Here is a 15,921-nt window from a genome sequence, read left to right on the forward strand (position 1 = left end):
CCTCTTGCTATTTTAAACTTGATAGTATCTAAAATAGTATGAGCATTGATTATTTAGTACACTTCTTCTACTTTGACTTCTATTGGTACACGTACCGATACTGTTGTACCCGAGTCTTCGTTACTTAAAAATTGTACTTCTCCATTCATCTGACTAACCCTTGATGTAATGTTTTTTAAACCAATTCCTTTTTTAACCTTATTTGTCTTAAATCCTATTCCATCATCTAAAATAGTAAGATTTATGGTACTATCCACATATTCGAAATTAATTTTTATAAGATCTGCATGGGCATGCTTAAAGATATTCTGCATAGACTCTTGTAAAATCCTAAAAAAGTTTACTTTTTTCTGGTCGTCTATCCCATCCCAATCGATATCCTCATCGTTATTAAACTCAAATTTTATTTTATGTACTTCGCACAGGTCTTTAATCAGGTTTTCTACCGCATCGATATAGGCCACATCAGATGGTAAAGTTTCTGCACCCAGATCATGAGAGATCAATCGTATTTCTTTTTCTATGGCTTTAAGTTCATCTATATATTTATTCCTGGTTTCTGTAAACCCATCATTAGCGCGCTGGTTGATCCCATCAAGACTTAGTCGTACCCCAAACAATCGGCCCAGTACCCCATCGTGCAACTCCTCAGACATACGTTGCTGCTCCATCTGCCTACCTTCTTCTAATTTGATCTGTTGATTAAGCAGTAAACGATAGATCTCCTCATTAGATTCTTGCTGGGTTTGGGCAAATAGCAGTTCTTTATTACTCTGTTGTTGTCTAAAAATAATATACCCCAATAAAAATAGGGCGGTTAACCCTAATATGGCAATGATCAGGATTTGATTTTCTCTACTGATTTGTTGGTTTTCTTCGGCGATTTCTTTTGTCTCAAAACGAATACGAGCAAATTTATCTCTAAATAAACGTTCTTCTTTAATCAAACTATCGTTTAAGGCTATATATCTATTAGCATAACTTAAGCCTTCTTCACTATCAGAAATATCTGATAGCAAACGGTAGACTTTTAGTAAATCTCCATTATTTTGTAATTTTAAAGATAAATCTCGAGATCTTTCTGCATACACCCTGGCAATACTATCCGAATCAATAGAGTGATAATATTCTGCCAAATGTAAGGTATTGGTAAGAATACCATTTTGATCATCTATACTATCTCGTATTTTTAAGGCTTTGTAAAACAAATCAGGAATATCGGCCGTATCCTTAGATAAAAAATTAACATAGGCTAAATTATCTAGTAATCTAGCATGACGTCTAGGTTTTTTATTTAAAAACTCTGTATAGGATAATGCTTTATGATAGTATTCTTTAGCTTTATCATACTTTTGTTGCGATTTATAAACTGTACCAATATTATTATAAGATATTAATGTTCGTGATATTTCTTCATCCTTACCTTTTGTATATTCTATAGCTTTTAGGTTATATTCAATGGATTTATCATATTGTTCCAAATATTTTGCTAATATTCCTAAATTGGTATAACATGTAGGAATATATTGATCATTTTCTACAAGCTCGAAGCTTTCAATCGCTTTAATCGTTAAGGATTCACTTTTACTATAGTCTTTAGTTTTAAGAAGAATTTGAGCTAAATCAAGTAATACTTTACCATGATCATAAGCATAATCTTTTTGGTTGTATTTCTTACTATCCAAAGTTGAATATATCTTATCCGATTCATAAAAATTCTTAAATGCAATTTCTAAATCATTACTTCTATAGTAAAGTCCAAGAAGAAAATAAGACTTTGCCATATTTAAAGAATCATTTATTTGATTAGACAATTTCAAAGCTTTTTCATTCAATAATTTATAATCTTCTATTTCTTCAAGGGAATAATATTCAAAAGAAATTTCTTGTATTTTTTTGATTTTATTTGAGTTATTCTCTAAAGTAGAATAGATCGTATATGCTTTTTCTAAATTTTCCTTACGTTCTTCAACCGATTTTGTTTTATCCTGAGCGTTCTCTATATAGTTACTAACCAAATTAGATTTCAATTTATCATCTTCTATTTTTTTATCTGACTGATTACAGCCTATACAAAATACAAAAATGTGAAGGCCAATTATTTTAAAGAAAAAACGTAACATCATAAACTATTTTAGCTCAATTTAATCAATTCATAAAAAGAAAAAAACAAAAAAGAGTTCTAATTGCATATTAGAATTCTTTTTTGTTTTTTAATATATTTCAATAACTTACAAATCCTACTTTGGCTGAGTGTTATCATTTTCGTCCTCTGATCCAATTGTATCATTTACCTCTAATCTAACTTCATCATTTATAGATTCCGCTTCACATGCCATAAACATAGTACTAAAGAATAATATTACGAACAATACTTTTATAATTTTCATTATTTTTAATATTTAAATGAGTATTATGAGCTTTTAAATCTTATTTTCCATTCCTAATTTAGCTAGAATTAGTATTTCTGTACTAGTTAACAGGATTAGTAGTAGTATTTTCATCTTCACTTGCCTTTTGTGGACTAGTGCTATCATTTTCATCTTCAGAACCAAATGTATCAACATCTTCAATTCCCACTTCATCATTTACATTATCAGCTTCACAAGCGATAAACATAGTACTTAAGAATAGTATAGCGAATAGTGTTTTTATAGTTTTCATAATGTTAGTTTTTTTAGTTTAATTTACTTTTCAAAAGACGTATAGTCTTTAACGGGGTATGTTTGTTTTTATTTAATTTGGGTTGTCGTTGCGCAGACGACTTTTATTTTTTAGAGTACTCTTTATATACATTTTTATGATGTGTATCTCTAATTGTACACTACAAATGTAGCCCGATACCTCCCTCGTGCCTAATATATTAAGGTGTGTTTAGTAAATACACCTCTATGAGATGTACATGAACCGATTATACGAGTAAATGAACATATTTTAAAATTCACTGCTTTTTGTAGGAAACGCAGTACTAACGATTTTATAATGCTATCACTGGCTTTATCCCATAAAAAAACCGACAAATCTTACAATTTGTCGGCTATTTTTTATACTAATCAGGTCTCTATTTTATATATAGATCAAACTTTTCTTTGCTAAAGAATCTTTAATTTCTTCAACATTATTTTTATAAGACTTTGAGAAAGGGATCAGATCATCTGTATTTTTGATGGCGCATTTTGCTTTACCAAAATGTATCCTGGATACATAATCGGTATTGATAATATAACTGTTATGTATGCGCACAAAATGATCGGGTAACAGGTTCTGAAAATGCTTTAAGGTCTTGAATGCTTCTACCTTATTACCATTACTCATAATAAAATCTGTGGTATTATTATCGGCTTTTAGGTATAATATTTCATCGACATCTACAAATCGATAATCTCCATAGGATTTAAAACATAAGGTATTATCACCACTCAGGCCAAAGTCTTTTTCGAACCGCATTAAGGTTCTATTTATCTGCCCTTTACTAAAAGGTTTCAGGATATAATCCATGATTCTATTACGTATACCTTCTATGGCATAATCTGATGTTTTGGTGATCACAATAAACTCTGGTAACCGCGACATATATTTAGAAAGCTCTGTCATCAGAGAGTATTTTGTCGTTACCGTATCTATTCCTGGCACTTCTGGCTCTAAAAAAACAAGTCTGGGTCTTCGCTCTAAAATTAAATCCAATGCATCCTGCTCGTCTTTTGCTATTCCGGTGCAGATATAATCAGGCTGCTCTTCTAAAGAGATCTGGATAGCATCTGCAATTTTCTGATCATTATCAATGATTACATAAGGATATTTCATAGGGTATGAGTTAAAAAAATTTGTGTCGGTTAATATATGCTGAATTATTCTACTTACAAGATAGGGTATTTACACTTTCATTGTATACGGTAAAACCGTAATAAAATTACGGAATCCCTTTGATACCAAGGGATTACACAATGTTCTTTATCGATACATAAACGCTTTTTATCGAATAAAATTGCAAATAAACTAAATAAAGGAATTTAACAATACATATGTCGTTTTGTTAAAAAAAGTCAAAAACCACGTTTAGCGGCCAAAAAATTGCGATAAAAACACCTTTCAATTATTCTTTTCTGGGGATACCTCATTAAAAATTATCTATTATTAACTTATACTTATGATTTTAACAAAATATTTACTGAAATACGAAAGCTGATTCTTGATATATTTCATCTTCACCTCATCTCGAATACAGTCAAGAAGTCATTACGACAAAGCACTCAAATGGTTGTTTTTTTTACAATATTTTTCCTAAATACACAATGGGTTTTCCTTATATTAGATTTACATTATAATCAAATCACATATCATAATAATCTATGCAAAACATAGTCGTACTTACAGGAGCAGGAATTAGCGCAGAGAGCGGGATCAATACCTTTAGAGATGCAAATGGGCTATGGGAGGGACATGATGTTATGGAGGTAGCTTCTCCCCAGGGATGGAGTAATAACCCAGAACTGGTTCTCGATTTTTATAATAAGAGACGTAGCCAACTTCATGCAGTAACTCCCAACAAAGCGCATCTTGATCTGGTAACTTTGGAAGAAAAGTTTAATGTATCTATCATCACTCAAAATGTAGATGACCTGCATGAGAGAGCAGGAAGCAGCAATGTCGTACATCTACATGGTGAATTATTAAAAGTACGAAGTCAGTTTGACGAACAGTTGGTATTCGACTGGAAACACGACTTGCTTCTCGGAGACCATTGTGAGCATAATTCGCAATTAAGACCTCATATTGTATGGTTTGGAGAGGCTGTACCTATGATGGATCTGGCAATAGAAATTACAGAACGGGCGGATATTCTTATGATTATTGGCACATCGATGCAAGTATATCCTGCTGCTGGATTGTTACAATATGCAAAACACCAAACTCCCGTGTATTTTATCGATCCCAATCCGGCAATTTCCCCTACAGAGCACCTTACCATACTCTCTGAGAAAGCTACTATAGGAGTAGCAAAAGTGGTAAAGGAATTATTGGGATGATTTGAGAAAATGTCATTGCCATTATAGCTCTTCGATTATGCTTACCCTGAGCCTGTCGAAGGCTCAGGATAAATTAAAGGTCAGAATCCATATTTTGTATTCCTAAGTGGATTCTAGGCTTTAGTTTATCCTGAGCTAAGCCGAAGGGCTGGAATGACAAGCACAACAATTTTTGACATTGTGTATCCTGAGTTTAATGACACATTAAAAAACAAAACACAGGATCAAATACTATCTACAGTAGTCGAATCTGTTTCTTTTTTCGGTAACGAATCTATTACTTTTTTCTGTAGTTCTTCTTTACCTTTGGTTATTGTCTCACGGGTTTCTTTGGCCCAATTGATTAATTTTTCTGCATCATTAACTGGTAGTTTACCATGCATCCAGGTATAAGATTCTAAAGGCATTTCTTTCTTCTCTATCATTTCTATAAACTCTTCTAGCTTATGATCCTTTTGTTTATCGGTATAGAACTCCCACTCAGAGACATTAAAATGTTCTTTTCCTTCTTTTATATGATAGGCCATCCAATGAGAAACAGGACTAACCTCCATATACCAAGGATATCGTGTAACGCTACTATGACAATCATAACACTGATGCTGCAAAATTGATTTAACCTCTGCAGAAACCGTAGTAGCTGCTTCAAATGTAGCAATACTATCATAGCTTGCTTCATTTTTAGTTGGTCTTAAAAACTGTGATATCAAAAAAATCAATACGAATAGAAAAAGAATTCTTTTTATCATTTTGTTGTTCTTTAAAAAGACACATACCAAGAAACAAGCGCTCAATATGGATTCAACCCCTATAAGATGATAATTGTCTGTTATAGAAGACATAACGGTTTTAATACATAATTATTATTAATCTGTGTTTGTTGAAGATTAATCACACTATCACTACAGACTAAATTAGAGTTCTAATTTTGAATACCTAACTTATGGAATGCTGACAGCATTTGGAATCCATATTTTTATTTGTTGAACTCATTTAAACTTTTTCGATTTTAAATAAAAAAATTTAAATGAGTTCGTTTATTTTTGAAATTGAAAAAACATATGTGACCGTTTTATATCAATTTATATAATTAATGACTCTAATTAGACCTCACAGGTTTTAAAAACCTGTGAGGTCTATACCAAACCCCTTAGTACATGATAAAAATTTACCACATATAGAGATGAATTGATCTGATATTCTGTTGAAAAACGGAATCTAAGTTATTAATAACACTATACCAAAATGGATTCCAGCCTTTAGTTTATCCTGAGTTAAGTCGAAGGGCTGGAATGACAAAAGATACCTTATTTATGATATCACTTGAAGACGTATTAAATACTGTAGATCACTCTCGTGAAAAGAGGAAGTTTTTTGCTAATTTAATCCTTGAGAATCCTACATTACTTCCAGATTTACTAAACATTTGTGCCCAGGTAGATAATGAGATCTCGTGTAGAGCTTCCTGGGGTCTCGAATTTTTATGTAAGCACGATCTTACTGCTATTCTTCCCTATCTAGATCGCCTCGTCGAAATAGTTCCCAATGTATATAAGCACTCAGCAGTAAGACCTATGGCAAAAATATTTGAATATCTAAGTATTGCTTATTACCAAAAAAAGAATCCTGAAGTAAGAGAATCTTTAACCACCGCACATCGGGAAAAAATAACAGAACTATGCTTCGACTGGATCATCACAGATCAAAAAGTGGCTCCAAAAGCATATTCTATAACATCTTTATATCTGCTGGGCACAGAATTCGATTGGGTACACCCCGAACTCAAGATAACACTAGAAAATAATTACAATACGGGTAGTGCAGCTTATAAAGCACGTTCTAGAATGGTCTTGAAAAAAATTGGATAGAGGGTTGTTAGCTGTTAGCTGTTAGCTGTTAGCTGTTAGCGAAAAGTATTTTTTAAATTTTGGAAAACCTAAAACCTAAAACCTGAAACCTGAAACTTTTAAAATTCGTAGCCAGTACTTCGTAATTCGTAATTAATTAAATTATCTTTGCAGCTTCAAAAAAAATAAAATTATGTCATTATTCCCTTTGCAAGCAATCTCACCTATAGATGGGCGTTACGCATCAAAGACAAAATCTCTTAGTGCATTTTTTAGTGAAGAAGCCTTAATCAAATATCGCGTACTCGTAGAAATTGAATATTTTATCACTTTATGTGAGTTACCACTACCACAACTACAAGGTATTGACACCTCATTGTTTGATAAGTTAAGAGAGATTTATACTGCTTTTTCTAGTGAAGATGCTACGGCAATAAAAGACATTGAAAAAGTAACCAATCACGATGTAAAAGCTGTAGAGTATTTTATCAAAGAGAAATTTGATACTCTTGGGTTACAAGAATATAAAGAGTTTATCCATTTTGGATTAACCTCTCAGGATATCAATAATACTGCGGTACCATTAAGTATCAAAGAAGCCATTAGCAGCGTTTATATCCCAGAGTACAATACACTGTTGACAAAACTAAAATCTTTGGTCAAAGAATGGTCTGCCATACCTATGCTTGCGCGTACTCATGGTCAGCCTGCCTCTCCTACCCGATTAGGGAAAGAGTTTCAGGTATATGTCACTAGAATCGAAGCGCAGTTTGATCTGTTAAAAGATATACCAAGTGCTGCAAAATTTGGTGGTGCTACAGGAAATTACAACGCACATAAAGTAGCTTATCCCGATATCGACTGGAAAGCTTTTGGAACTCATTTTGTACAAGAAAAACTGGGGCTTCATCATTCTTTTCCCACGACTCAGATTGAGCACTATGATCATATGGCTGCACTGTTTGATGGTTTAAAACGTATTAATACCATTATATTGGATCTGGATCGCGATGTGTGGACCTATGTATCTATGGATTATTTTAAGCAAAAAATAAAAAAAGGAGAAGTTGGTTCTTCGGCTATGCCGCATAAAGTAAACCCTATTGATTTTGAAAATAGTGAAGGTAACCTGGGGATTGCAAATGCTATATTTGAGCATCTAGCTGCAAAGCTACCCGTAAGTCGATTACAACGTGATCTGACTGATAGTACAGTACTCAGAAATGTCGGAGTACCTTTTGGACATACTTTAATAGCTTTTCAGGCTACATTAAAAGGGTTGAACAAACTTTTATTGAATGAAGAAAAGTTTGCTGAAGATCTTGAAAAAAATTGGGCTGTTGTTGCTGAAGCTATACAGACTATACTAAGACGAGAAGGGTACCCTAATCCTTATGAAGCATTAAAAGGTCTTACTCGTACCAACGAAAAGATAAATCAAAATTCTATTGCAAATTTCATTGAAACCCTTGATGTTTCTGAATCCATAAAATCAGAGTTAAAACAAATTACACCTTCTAATTATACAGGGATCTAGACAAAGATTTTCTAATGCATAATTCGGGTTAAACCATAAAAAAAGAGGCTGTTTTTAAAAACAGCCTCTTTTTTTATATCATTACTCCTGATTGATTAATCATCAATATCAATGCTATGCGCTATTTCCTTAAAAGCATCAAGATTGATTTTACCTCTTTCTACAGATTTCATAAGAATAGCCATTTTTTCGGGTCTCATATTATCTCCTAATACACGCACTAATGCTAATCCTTTTTCATGATTTTTGGCAAAAACGATAACCTCATCAATATCATCTTCTTCTCCTTGATATTTAAGTACCGCTTTGGTTCCGTCTGATCCAAATCGCATTAAGGTTTCATACTTATCATTATCTAATATTTTTTTTATCGCTGCACTCTCTTCTTCATATTTACCTTGATTACTCTCGGTAAGTTGCAAAGCCAAAAAGTTAACTTTTTTGATACTTTCTAATGCTTCTCTCTCATCATTATTAAGTTCTACCTTTTCTTTATCCAAAAGACTAGTTGGCACATCTACGGCAATAAATTCTGCATCTCCCTGGTGATCTACAAAGTACTTTTGTAGTGAGGGTTCGCTACTGCAACTCATCATTATAGATATACTTACAATGCCTAAAATTTTATACACATTTTTCATTTCTACTATTTTTTCACCTGCCTAAGCTGGCGGGTTGGTTGATTGATTATTTTTGATTGATGTTTTTAAACCAGATTTCTTCTAACCTAACGATTTAGAAGAAATCTGGATCTTTTTTATCCTAATATTTGATTAGTTTCCTTTCTTCTTTACGTGCTTCAATTCTTCACCACCAGGTACATTAAGGTGATCTGCAATCTTAGAGACTTGCTTTAAATCAATATCTCCTGTTATCGTAAGCACTACAGTATTAGGCCCGTCTCCATTATCTTGTACTCCATCAAGAAACATAAACAGTTCACTTACATGGTCATCATCTTTTCCTGGCTTAGAATAAAACTTTACATTTTTTCCGTCACTTTTTACTCTCATTAATTCATCAAGAGAAGAACTTTTAAGGTAAGCACTTACGTCTGCTCTCATCTTCTCTCCTACTTGTTTGTTTTCTGTAGCAAAAACCTTGATATTTTTTATATTTTCTACAAGATTCATATACTCTTGTACTTCGGCATCATTGCTTTCTAATTCTATTTTACTTAGCAGTTTAAACATTTTACTGGTTACTACTACAGAAGATACGCCCTTCATATCTTCATATTTATCAAAATTACTTTGTGCATTAGACACATATGGTAATATTGCAAAGGCTAAAATAATTGCGAACTTTTTCATGATATTTAAAATTTAATTCCCTTTCTACATCCTGTTTATCAACAGTATTTTAAGGTAGTCGTTTGTATTTATTTTGTTAATTTCTCAGTAGTGTTTTCAAATTCATTCAGGTACACTAATTCCTGTTTGCCCTCATTCATTAATTGCGAAACCATATTGAGGATCTTTTTGGTTTCTTGTAAAGCTATTTCTGGATCTTCGTAAGTTCCGAGAGTTTCGTCTGGGTTTGGCGGTATATTTGTTAAAAATATTCCTGCAATCAAAGCTATTGATGCTGCAATACCCATCCATGTGTATCTCGATTTTCTACTAGTACTATTTAATTTTAGATCCTTGGTAGCCGTTATGGTACTCTCTTCAGAAAAATATTGAAATAGACCTTTGTATCTCTCTAAATGCGACGGCACAGTTTCTCTGGTAAAATAAACCTTTAATTCTTTTTCTTCAGAAATGGTCGTTTCGCCTTCAAAATACTTCTCTAGTAATTTTTCTATATTAGACAACTCCATAATTGTGTTTTTTTAATAATTCTTCTCTAATTTTTTTTCTTCCTCTTGATAATGCAACTCTAACTGCCGTTTCATTAAGTTCTAGCATATCAGCTATTTCTGCATTATTATATTGTTCTATATCTCTAAGTTGGATAATCATTCGTTGTTGTTCTGGCAGACCGTCCATAATCTTACCTACCCAATCCAAGCTATCTCTAGCTTCTACTTGTCGTTGTAACGAAGGTTTCTCATCCTTATAATTACTATGTACAATTTTTAGGTTTCCTGTTTCTTTAGCCTTAAGCTTATCATAACAATAATTCTTAGTCATTGTCATTGCAAAAGCTTCTACATTTTTATACTCGGCCATTTTACTCTTATTCTTCCATAGCTTCAATAATACTTCTTGTGTAGCATCTTCTGCTTCTTCATTACTTACAAGCAAACGTTTAGCTAATCTAAAAAGCTTATCTTTAAATCCGTTTGTAAGCGTTATAAATGCTCCTTCTTTCATTTTGGTTGGTGGTTTTCATAAAACTTTGTCAGCTTTATATTAGGGAGACGACTATCTAAGTAATTTGTTACAATCTTTTTTAAAATTATAATAAAGTAGTTACATTTATCGCTTTATACTAAGAAATAAGGTCGTTATGAAATGTATGCAACTAATCATTTTAACATTACTCGGAATGATTATTGATAAATTTCATTAGACAAATAAAAACAATAAATATAAAATAGATGAAGTACATAAAGTATTTTGCACTATTGCTTTTCGTTGGTAACCTGTTTACATCATGTTTTGATGATAACGATGATGTTCCTCGTATCTCTGGTACTACAGAAATAAATGATTTTATATGGAAAGGATTAAACCGCTATTATTTATATAAAGCAGATGTACCTGATTTGGCAAATAGTCGTTTTCCTTCTAATCAAGAATACACACAATTCTTAGAAGGGTTTTCTACTCCCAAAGCATTTTTTGAGGAATTAAAATCTAAACAAACGATATTAGTAGACGGAGAACAGGTAAACGTTGATCAGTTTAGTTGGATTGTAGATGACTATGTTGCATTAGAACAAGCTTTTGACGGTATTACAAAGAATAATGGTATGGAGTATGGTCTTGTACGTTACCCAAATGACCAGTCTCTTGTATTTGGATATGTACGTTATGTACTACCAGGAACTGATGCTGCAACTAAAGGAATAAAAAGAGGAGATATCTTTAACACAGTTAATAGTACTCAAATTAATGAACAAAATTTTAGACAATTACTAGGCCTCGATAGTTATACTATAGGTATGGCTACTTTTGATGGTACTAATGTGACTTCTACAGGAACTTCAGTTTCGCTTACCAAAGTTCAATATACCGAGAATCCAGTTTTTATATCAAAAACTATTGATGTAGGTGGTAGTCCTGTCGGGTATCTTATGTATAATTCTTTTACTGCAGATTTCGATGTTCAACTTAATGCTGCCTTTGGAAAATTTGCATCTGATAACGTAACCGATCTAATATTGGATTTAAGATACAATGGCGGTGGATCTGTTACATCTGCAATTGATTTATCTAGTATGATTACAGGACAGTTTAATGGTCAAGTTTTTTCAACAGAGCAATGGAACTCTGATCGACAAGAACAATTTGGCAGTACCAATCTATTTGATAATCAAATCAGAACAGGTGAAGCTATTAATAATCTTAATTTAAGTAGAGTTTATATTTTAACAACCAGAAGTTCTGCTTCGGCTAGTGAACTGGTAATTAATGGACTTGATCCTCATGTAAATGTGATTCAGGTGGGAGCCACAACAAGAGGAAAATTCCAAGCATCAATAACACTATATGACTCTGATAATTTTGGCCGACAAGGTGCTAATACAGGACATACATATGCCATGCAACCTCTTGTTCTTAAGTCAAGTAATTCTGTTGGTTTTACAGATTATCATGGTGGTTTTTCTCCAGAAATAGAAATCAAAGAAGATTATTCTAATCTAGGAGTTCTAGGGGATGAAAATGAACCTCTTCTTAAAGCTGCAATAGATAATATTTTGGGCACAAGAAGTGCAAAAAACTATAATACGATACAATTAGAAAGCGTAGGAAGTAGTAAAATGTTTTCTCCCGCTTATCAACGAATGTATAAATAAAAAACACTTAACGAAAAATTAAAAAACAAAAATGCGTACAATACAATTTAAAATATTACTTCTTTCCTTATTTATTGTTTTTTCTTGCTCTAATGATGATGATAATCCGCAAGATCAAGGAACAACAACCCCTGAAGCACCAATTAATTCAGATCAAAATATCGATCAATTTATATGGAAAGGCATGAATGCGGCTTATTTATATAAAGCCAACGTAGGTGATCTGGCAAATAATAGATTTAATACAAATCAAGAGTTTTTTCAATTTTTAAGTAAATTCAAATCTCCAGAGACATTGTTTAATGGATTAAAATCTACCAATCCAGAAGATCGATTCAGTTTTATTGTTGATGACTATATTGCCCTAGAACAAGCTTTTAGTGGTATCTCTAAAAGCAATGGAATCGACTTTGGTTTAAGTCTGGTTTCTCAAGATTCTGATGATGTTATAGGCTTTATACGTTACATATTACCAGGAACGGATGCAGAAGCTAAAGGATTAAAGCGCGGAGATCTTTTTAATGCTGTTAACGGTGTGAAATTAACTAGAAATACTGATTTTAATACCATTTTTGGTCAAGATTCGTATAGCATCAATTTAATTAATATTACTAATGGAACTATTGTTGAAACAGGTCAAAATGTTTCATTAACAAAGGCCCAATACACCGAAAACCCAATTTTTATTGCTAAAACTATAGAATATCAAGGTCAAAAGATTGGCTATTTAATGTATAATAGTTTTGTTGGTAATTTTGATGCACAACTAAATGAAGCTTTTGGGAAATTTAAAACCGATGGAATTGGTGATTTAATCCTGGATTTAAGATACAATGGCGGTGGATCAGTGAGAACGGCAATAGATATATCGAGTATGATCACAGGGCAATTTAATGGTGAAATCTTTTCAAAAGAAATATGGAATGATGAATTGCAAAATCAGTTTTCTTCTGGTGCTGATGGAGAAGAAGCATTAATCAACAGGTTTAAAAATACAATTCGTACAGGTGAACAAATTAATTCTTTAGGACTCACCAAATTACATGTTCTTGCTACCAACAGGACTGCTTCTGCCAGTGAGTTAGTTATTAATGGATTAGAGCCTTATATTGATGTGATTCAGATTGGAGAATTAACTACAGGAAAATTTCAAGCTTCTGTTACACTTTATGATTCTCAAGGTTTTGGAAGAGAAGGTGCCAATTCGGCTCATACATACGCTATACAGCCTTTAGTATTAAAATCTGCTAACAAAAACGGAGTGACTGATTTTGTAAATGGATTGACGCCAGATCTTATGTTTAAAGAAAATATATCAAGTATGGGGGTTCTTGGAGAAATTGATGAACCTTTCTTAAAAACAGCTTTGGATTTTATAGTTAATGGTACAGCCTTAACCGCAACAAGTAAAAATGGCTTTACAAATGATATAATTGATTGGGAAACTAAAGCCTTATTGCCAAATTACCAAAGAATGTATAAAGACAATTTTACTTTTTCTTCCATAAATAAATAGATCATCTAAATAAGAAATACATACAATATAATACTAAACCATCTCGAAATAATCGAGATGGTTTTTTTTCATTAGAACCTAAGATTAATTCCAATTCTGGCATTTCTACCTTTGGTACTAAATCCTAAAATCTCCTGATAATCTTCATTGGTAATATTATGCATCGTTGCATAAACATTTAGATTTTTTAGTAATTGATAACTAACATAAAAATCTAATAAACCATAACTATCAAGAGAAACTTGCGTTGGGGCAAAAGTAATCGGGTCTAAATTGGCAAAATCATTATCGGTGCGCTTCGTATTATATTGATAGCTTAATGAAGTATATATCTTTTCACTTAATTGATAACCTACACTGGCGTTGAACATGTGTTCAGGGATTCTAATATTGTCTCTCAATTTATCAATATTAGTATACGTATAATTTCCATTTATAGATAGTTTATCTTCTAAAACTGTTGTAGACACCTCTACTTCTACTCCATCTACTTCAATATCATCTGGCGAATTAAAATTCACAAAAGTAGTAGGGTCAAAAGTGATAAAGTTTTCTGATTTACGATTAAAATAAACTATACTCGCAGTAGTTTTCTTCTTATGAGATAATTCAACTCCTCCTTCTATGGTTGTGCTCTCCTCTGGTTTCAGACCCGGATTTCCGCTAAAGAAGGCTGTATCATATAATTGAAATAATGACGGAGTGATATACGAGGTACTATAAGATGCTAATCCTTTAATATAATTATCTCCGAATGTGTGGGTATATGATGGGTTTATATTATAAACAACATGATTATCATAAGTACTATGAATATTGTATCTCGCTCCCACATTTAGATTAAGACCAAAATCTGAAGCATATACTACATTAATATAAGGATCAATAATATCAAACTCTGCATCAGTATCACTAATAGTTTCCTGTAGATCTGTAGTACCAAAAGGAATATTTTGAAGACCAAATTTGCTATATGAACCATTGGCTCCAATTACGGTATGCAATGAATTATTAAAGGTATATTTATTGTATGCATCAAACGTATGTACATTACCTTCGTATTTTGAAGGAAAACTAGATTTAGTAAGATCTCTTTCTAAAGACGCAATACTATTAGTAAATGTAAAACTACCATTAGGGTATTTAATCTCCCAAAACGACCCTACACGTAACTGCTGACTTTCAAATTGATTGTTACCATCTATTCCTGCCGCAGCATCAAAATCATTTTTATATTGATCCAGATTTCCAAAAAAATGAAATTTGAAGTTATCATTCCATTGATATCCTAGTTTAGCATACACATTAAATTTAGAAAATGCATCATTTTCAGCTCCTTCTGCTTCTGCTGCTGATAATCCATCACTAAACTGGTTTCCGAAGCTTGCCAAATAACTTACTTTTCCTAGGGTTCCATTAATTGAAGCCAAGTTTACAAATTCATTAATATCATAACCCTGATCTTCCTGAGATTGATTAGTCCCTATACTGGATTGAAAGTTAGCAGCGATCTTTTTCTTACTCTCAGACTTTGTAGTAATACTAATTACTGCAGTTGCAGCTCCCGAGCCATATAAAGTACTAGATGCTCCCTTAAGAATTTCTATTTCTTGTATTTGATTAACCGATAATAATCGCAAATCAAAATCTCCAGAAGAAGTAGAAGGATCACTAACCGTTACTCCGTCGATTCTAATTACTACCTGGCGATTGCGCCCACCACGCACATAAACTCCTAGATCTTGACCTGCTGCACTACCATTACCATTAATAAACAAACCTGTCGTTCTTGTGAGTACTGTAGCCACAGATTGCCCTTGACTACGTTCTAGTTCTTTAGCAGTAATTTTGGTGATCACCTTACCACTTTGTTGTCGTTTTAAACTAAATTTAGAATCAGAAATAACTACCTCATCAAGTTCATTAACTACTTCATCTATTTGGATCTCCTGTCCAAATACAAAAGAAGATCCCAGCATTAAAAATGCTGTTCCAAAAAACACTTTTTTGTTCATTACTTAAACACT

Annotated in this window: 14 protein-coding genes; 5 read left to right on the forward strand and 9 right to left on the reverse strand. The window is 32.6% G+C overall.

Going from position 1 to position 15,921, the window contains the following annotated elements:
- Positions 1-53: 53 nt before the first annotated feature.
- From ATE84_RS19010 to ATE84_RS19020, 3 genes are all read right to left on the reverse strand, one after another.
- On the reverse strand, positions 54-2,123 hold the full coding sequence (locus ATE84_RS19010; protein WP_158237300.1) for a sensor histidine kinase: 2,070 nt from the start codon (positions 2,121-2,123) through the stop codon (positions 54-56).
- 349 nt (positions 2,124-2,472) lie between these two features.
- The gene (locus tag ATE84_RS19015) at positions 2,473-2,664 is read right to left on the reverse strand and encodes a hypothetical protein (protein ID WP_101449463.1); all 192 of its coding nucleotides are present in this window, start codon (positions 2,662-2,664) and stop codon (positions 2,473-2,475) included.
- A 402-nt stretch (positions 2,665-3,066) separates the two neighbouring features.
- Positions 3,067-3,804 carry a LytTR family DNA-binding domain-containing protein gene (locus ATE84_RS19020; RefSeq protein ID WP_101449464.1) on the reverse strand — a complete coding sequence of 246 codons (738 nt, stop codon included), beginning with the start codon at positions 3,802-3,804 and terminating at the stop codon, positions 3,067-3,069.
- A 545-nt stretch (positions 3,805-4,349) separates the two neighbouring features.
- Here ATE84_RS19020 and ATE84_RS19025 point away from each other — a divergent pair.
- A complete protein-coding gene (locus ATE84_RS19025; RefSeq protein WP_101449465.1) occupies positions 4,350-5,027 on the forward strand; it encodes an NAD-dependent deacylase in 678 nt (225 codons plus the stop codon).
- 224 nt (positions 5,028-5,251) lie between these two features.
- On the opposite strand, the gene ATE84_RS19030 is transcribed toward ATE84_RS19025, so the two are convergent.
- Positions 5,252-5,776: a heme-binding domain-containing protein gene (locus ATE84_RS19030; RefSeq protein WP_101451101.1), complete on the reverse strand. Its 525-nt coding sequence runs from the start codon at positions 5,774-5,776 to the stop codon at positions 5,252-5,254.
- A gap of 564 nt (positions 5,777-6,340) precedes the next feature.
- Between ATE84_RS19030 and ATE84_RS19035 the strand changes: the two genes are divergently transcribed.
- Positions 6,341-6,895: an adenylosuccinate lyase gene (locus ATE84_RS19035; RefSeq protein WP_233195846.1), complete on the forward strand. Its 555-nt coding sequence runs from the start codon at positions 6,341-6,343 to the stop codon at positions 6,893-6,895.
- Positions 6,896-7,067: 172 nt separating this feature from the next.
- Positions 7,068-8,411 carry an adenylosuccinate lyase gene (purB, locus tag ATE84_RS19040; protein ID WP_101449467.1) on the forward strand — a complete coding sequence of 448 codons (1,344 nt, stop codon included), beginning with the start codon at positions 7,068-7,070 and terminating at the stop codon, positions 8,409-8,411.
- Positions 8,412-8,506: 95 nt separating this feature from the next.
- Here the strand turns inward: purB and ATE84_RS19045 are convergent, their stop codons facing one another.
- The 4 genes from ATE84_RS19045 to ATE84_RS19060 form a co-directional block, all read right to left on the reverse strand.
- Complete coding sequence (locus tag ATE84_RS19045; protein WP_101449468.1) at positions 8,507-9,052, reverse strand: DUF4252 domain-containing protein; 546 nt, start codon at positions 9,050-9,052, stop codon at positions 8,507-8,509.
- Positions 9,053-9,184: 132 nt separating this feature from the next.
- Positions 9,185-9,724 carry a DUF4252 domain-containing protein gene (locus tag ATE84_RS19050; RefSeq protein ID WP_101449469.1) on the reverse strand — a complete coding sequence of 180 codons (540 nt, stop codon included), beginning with the start codon at positions 9,722-9,724 and terminating at the stop codon, positions 9,185-9,187.
- 68 nt (positions 9,725-9,792) lie between these two features.
- Positions 9,793-10,233, reverse strand: coding sequence for a hypothetical protein (locus tag ATE84_RS19055; RefSeq protein WP_101449470.1), 441 nt, complete (start codon positions 10,231-10,233; stop codon positions 9,793-9,795).
- Complete coding sequence (locus ATE84_RS19060) at positions 10,220-10,729, reverse strand: RNA polymerase sigma factor (protein ID WP_101449471.1); 510 nt, start codon at positions 10,727-10,729, stop codon at positions 10,220-10,222. Before ATE84_RS19060 ends, ATE84_RS19055 begins: the two co-directional genes overlap by 14 nt.
- Before the next feature lie 227 nt (positions 10,730-10,956).
- Between ATE84_RS19060 and ATE84_RS19065 the strand changes: the two genes are divergently transcribed.
- Entirely contained in the window at positions 10,957-12,378 is a 1,422-nt protein-coding gene (locus ATE84_RS19065) for a S41 family peptidase (protein ID WP_101449472.1), read from the forward strand.
- Positions 12,379-12,409: 31 nt separating this feature from the next.
- The gene (locus ATE84_RS19070; RefSeq protein WP_101449473.1) at positions 12,410-13,894 is read left to right on the forward strand and encodes a S41 family peptidase; all 1,485 of its coding nucleotides are present in this window, start codon (positions 12,410-12,412) and stop codon (positions 13,892-13,894) included.
- A gap of 71 nt (positions 13,895-13,965) precedes the next feature.
- Here the strand turns inward: ATE84_RS19070 and ATE84_RS19075 are convergent, their stop codons facing one another.
- Positions 13,966-15,909, reverse strand: a complete 1,944-nt coding sequence (locus tag ATE84_RS19075) for a TonB-dependent siderophore receptor (protein WP_101449474.1) — start codon at positions 15,907-15,909, stop codon at positions 13,966-13,968.
- Between the last annotated feature and the right edge of the window lie 12 nt (positions 15,910-15,921).

Source organism: Aquimarina sp. MAR_2010_214 (genome assembly GCF_002846555.1).
Classification (GTDB): domain Bacteria; phylum Bacteroidota; class Bacteroidia; order Flavobacteriales; family Flavobacteriaceae; genus Aquimarina.

Bases quoted from the DNA above. Each gene is read 5' to 3' on its own strand.
- ATE84_RS19010 (WP_158237300.1), bottom strand. From the start codon at position 2,123: ATGTTACGTTTTTTCTTTAAAATAATTGGCCTTCACATTTTTGTATTT.
- ATE84_RS19070 (WP_101449473.1), top strand. From the start codon at position 12,410: ATGCGTACAATACAATTTAAAATATTACTTCTTTCCTTATTTATTGTT.
- ATE84_RS19025 (WP_101449465.1), top strand. From the start codon at position 4,350: ATGCAAAACATAGTCGTACTTACAGGAGCAGGAATTAGCGCAGAGAGC.
- ATE84_RS19015 (WP_101449463.1), bottom strand. From the start codon at position 2,664: ATGAAAACTATAAAAACACTATTCGCTATACTATTCTTAAGTACTATG.
- ATE84_RS19050 (WP_101449469.1), bottom strand. From the start codon at position 9,724: ATGAAAAAGTTCGCAATTATTTTAGCCTTTGCAATATTACCATATGTG.
- purB (WP_101449467.1), top strand. From the start codon at position 7,068: ATGTCATTATTCCCTTTGCAAGCAATCTCACCTATAGATGGGCGTTAC.
- ATE84_RS19045 (WP_101449468.1), bottom strand. From the start codon at position 9,052: ATGAAAAATGTGTATAAAATTTTAGGCATTGTAAGTATATCTATAATG.
- ATE84_RS19020 (WP_101449464.1), bottom strand. From the start codon at position 3,804: ATGAAATATCCTTATGTAATCATTGATAATGATCAGAAAATTGCAGAT.
- ATE84_RS19035 (WP_233195846.1), top strand. From the start codon at position 6,341: ATGATATCACTTGAAGACGTATTAAATACTGTAGATCACTCTCGTGAA.
- ATE84_RS19055 (WP_101449470.1), bottom strand. From the start codon at position 10,233: ATGGAGTTGTCTAATATAGAAAAATTACTAGAGAAGTATTTTGAAGGC.
- ATE84_RS19030 (WP_101451101.1), bottom strand. From the start codon at position 5,776: ATGATAAAAAGAATTCTTTTTCTATTCGTATTGATTTTTTTGATATCA.
- ATE84_RS19065 (WP_101449472.1), top strand. From the start codon at position 10,957: ATGAAGTACATAAAGTATTTTGCACTATTGCTTTTCGTTGGTAACCTG.
- ATE84_RS19060 (WP_101449471.1), bottom strand. From the start codon at position 10,729: ATGAAAGAAGGAGCATTTATAACGCTTACAAACGGATTTAAAGATAAG.
- ATE84_RS19075 (WP_101449474.1), bottom strand. From the start codon at position 15,909: ATGAACAAAAAAGTGTTTTTTGGAACAGCATTTTTAATGCTGGGATCT.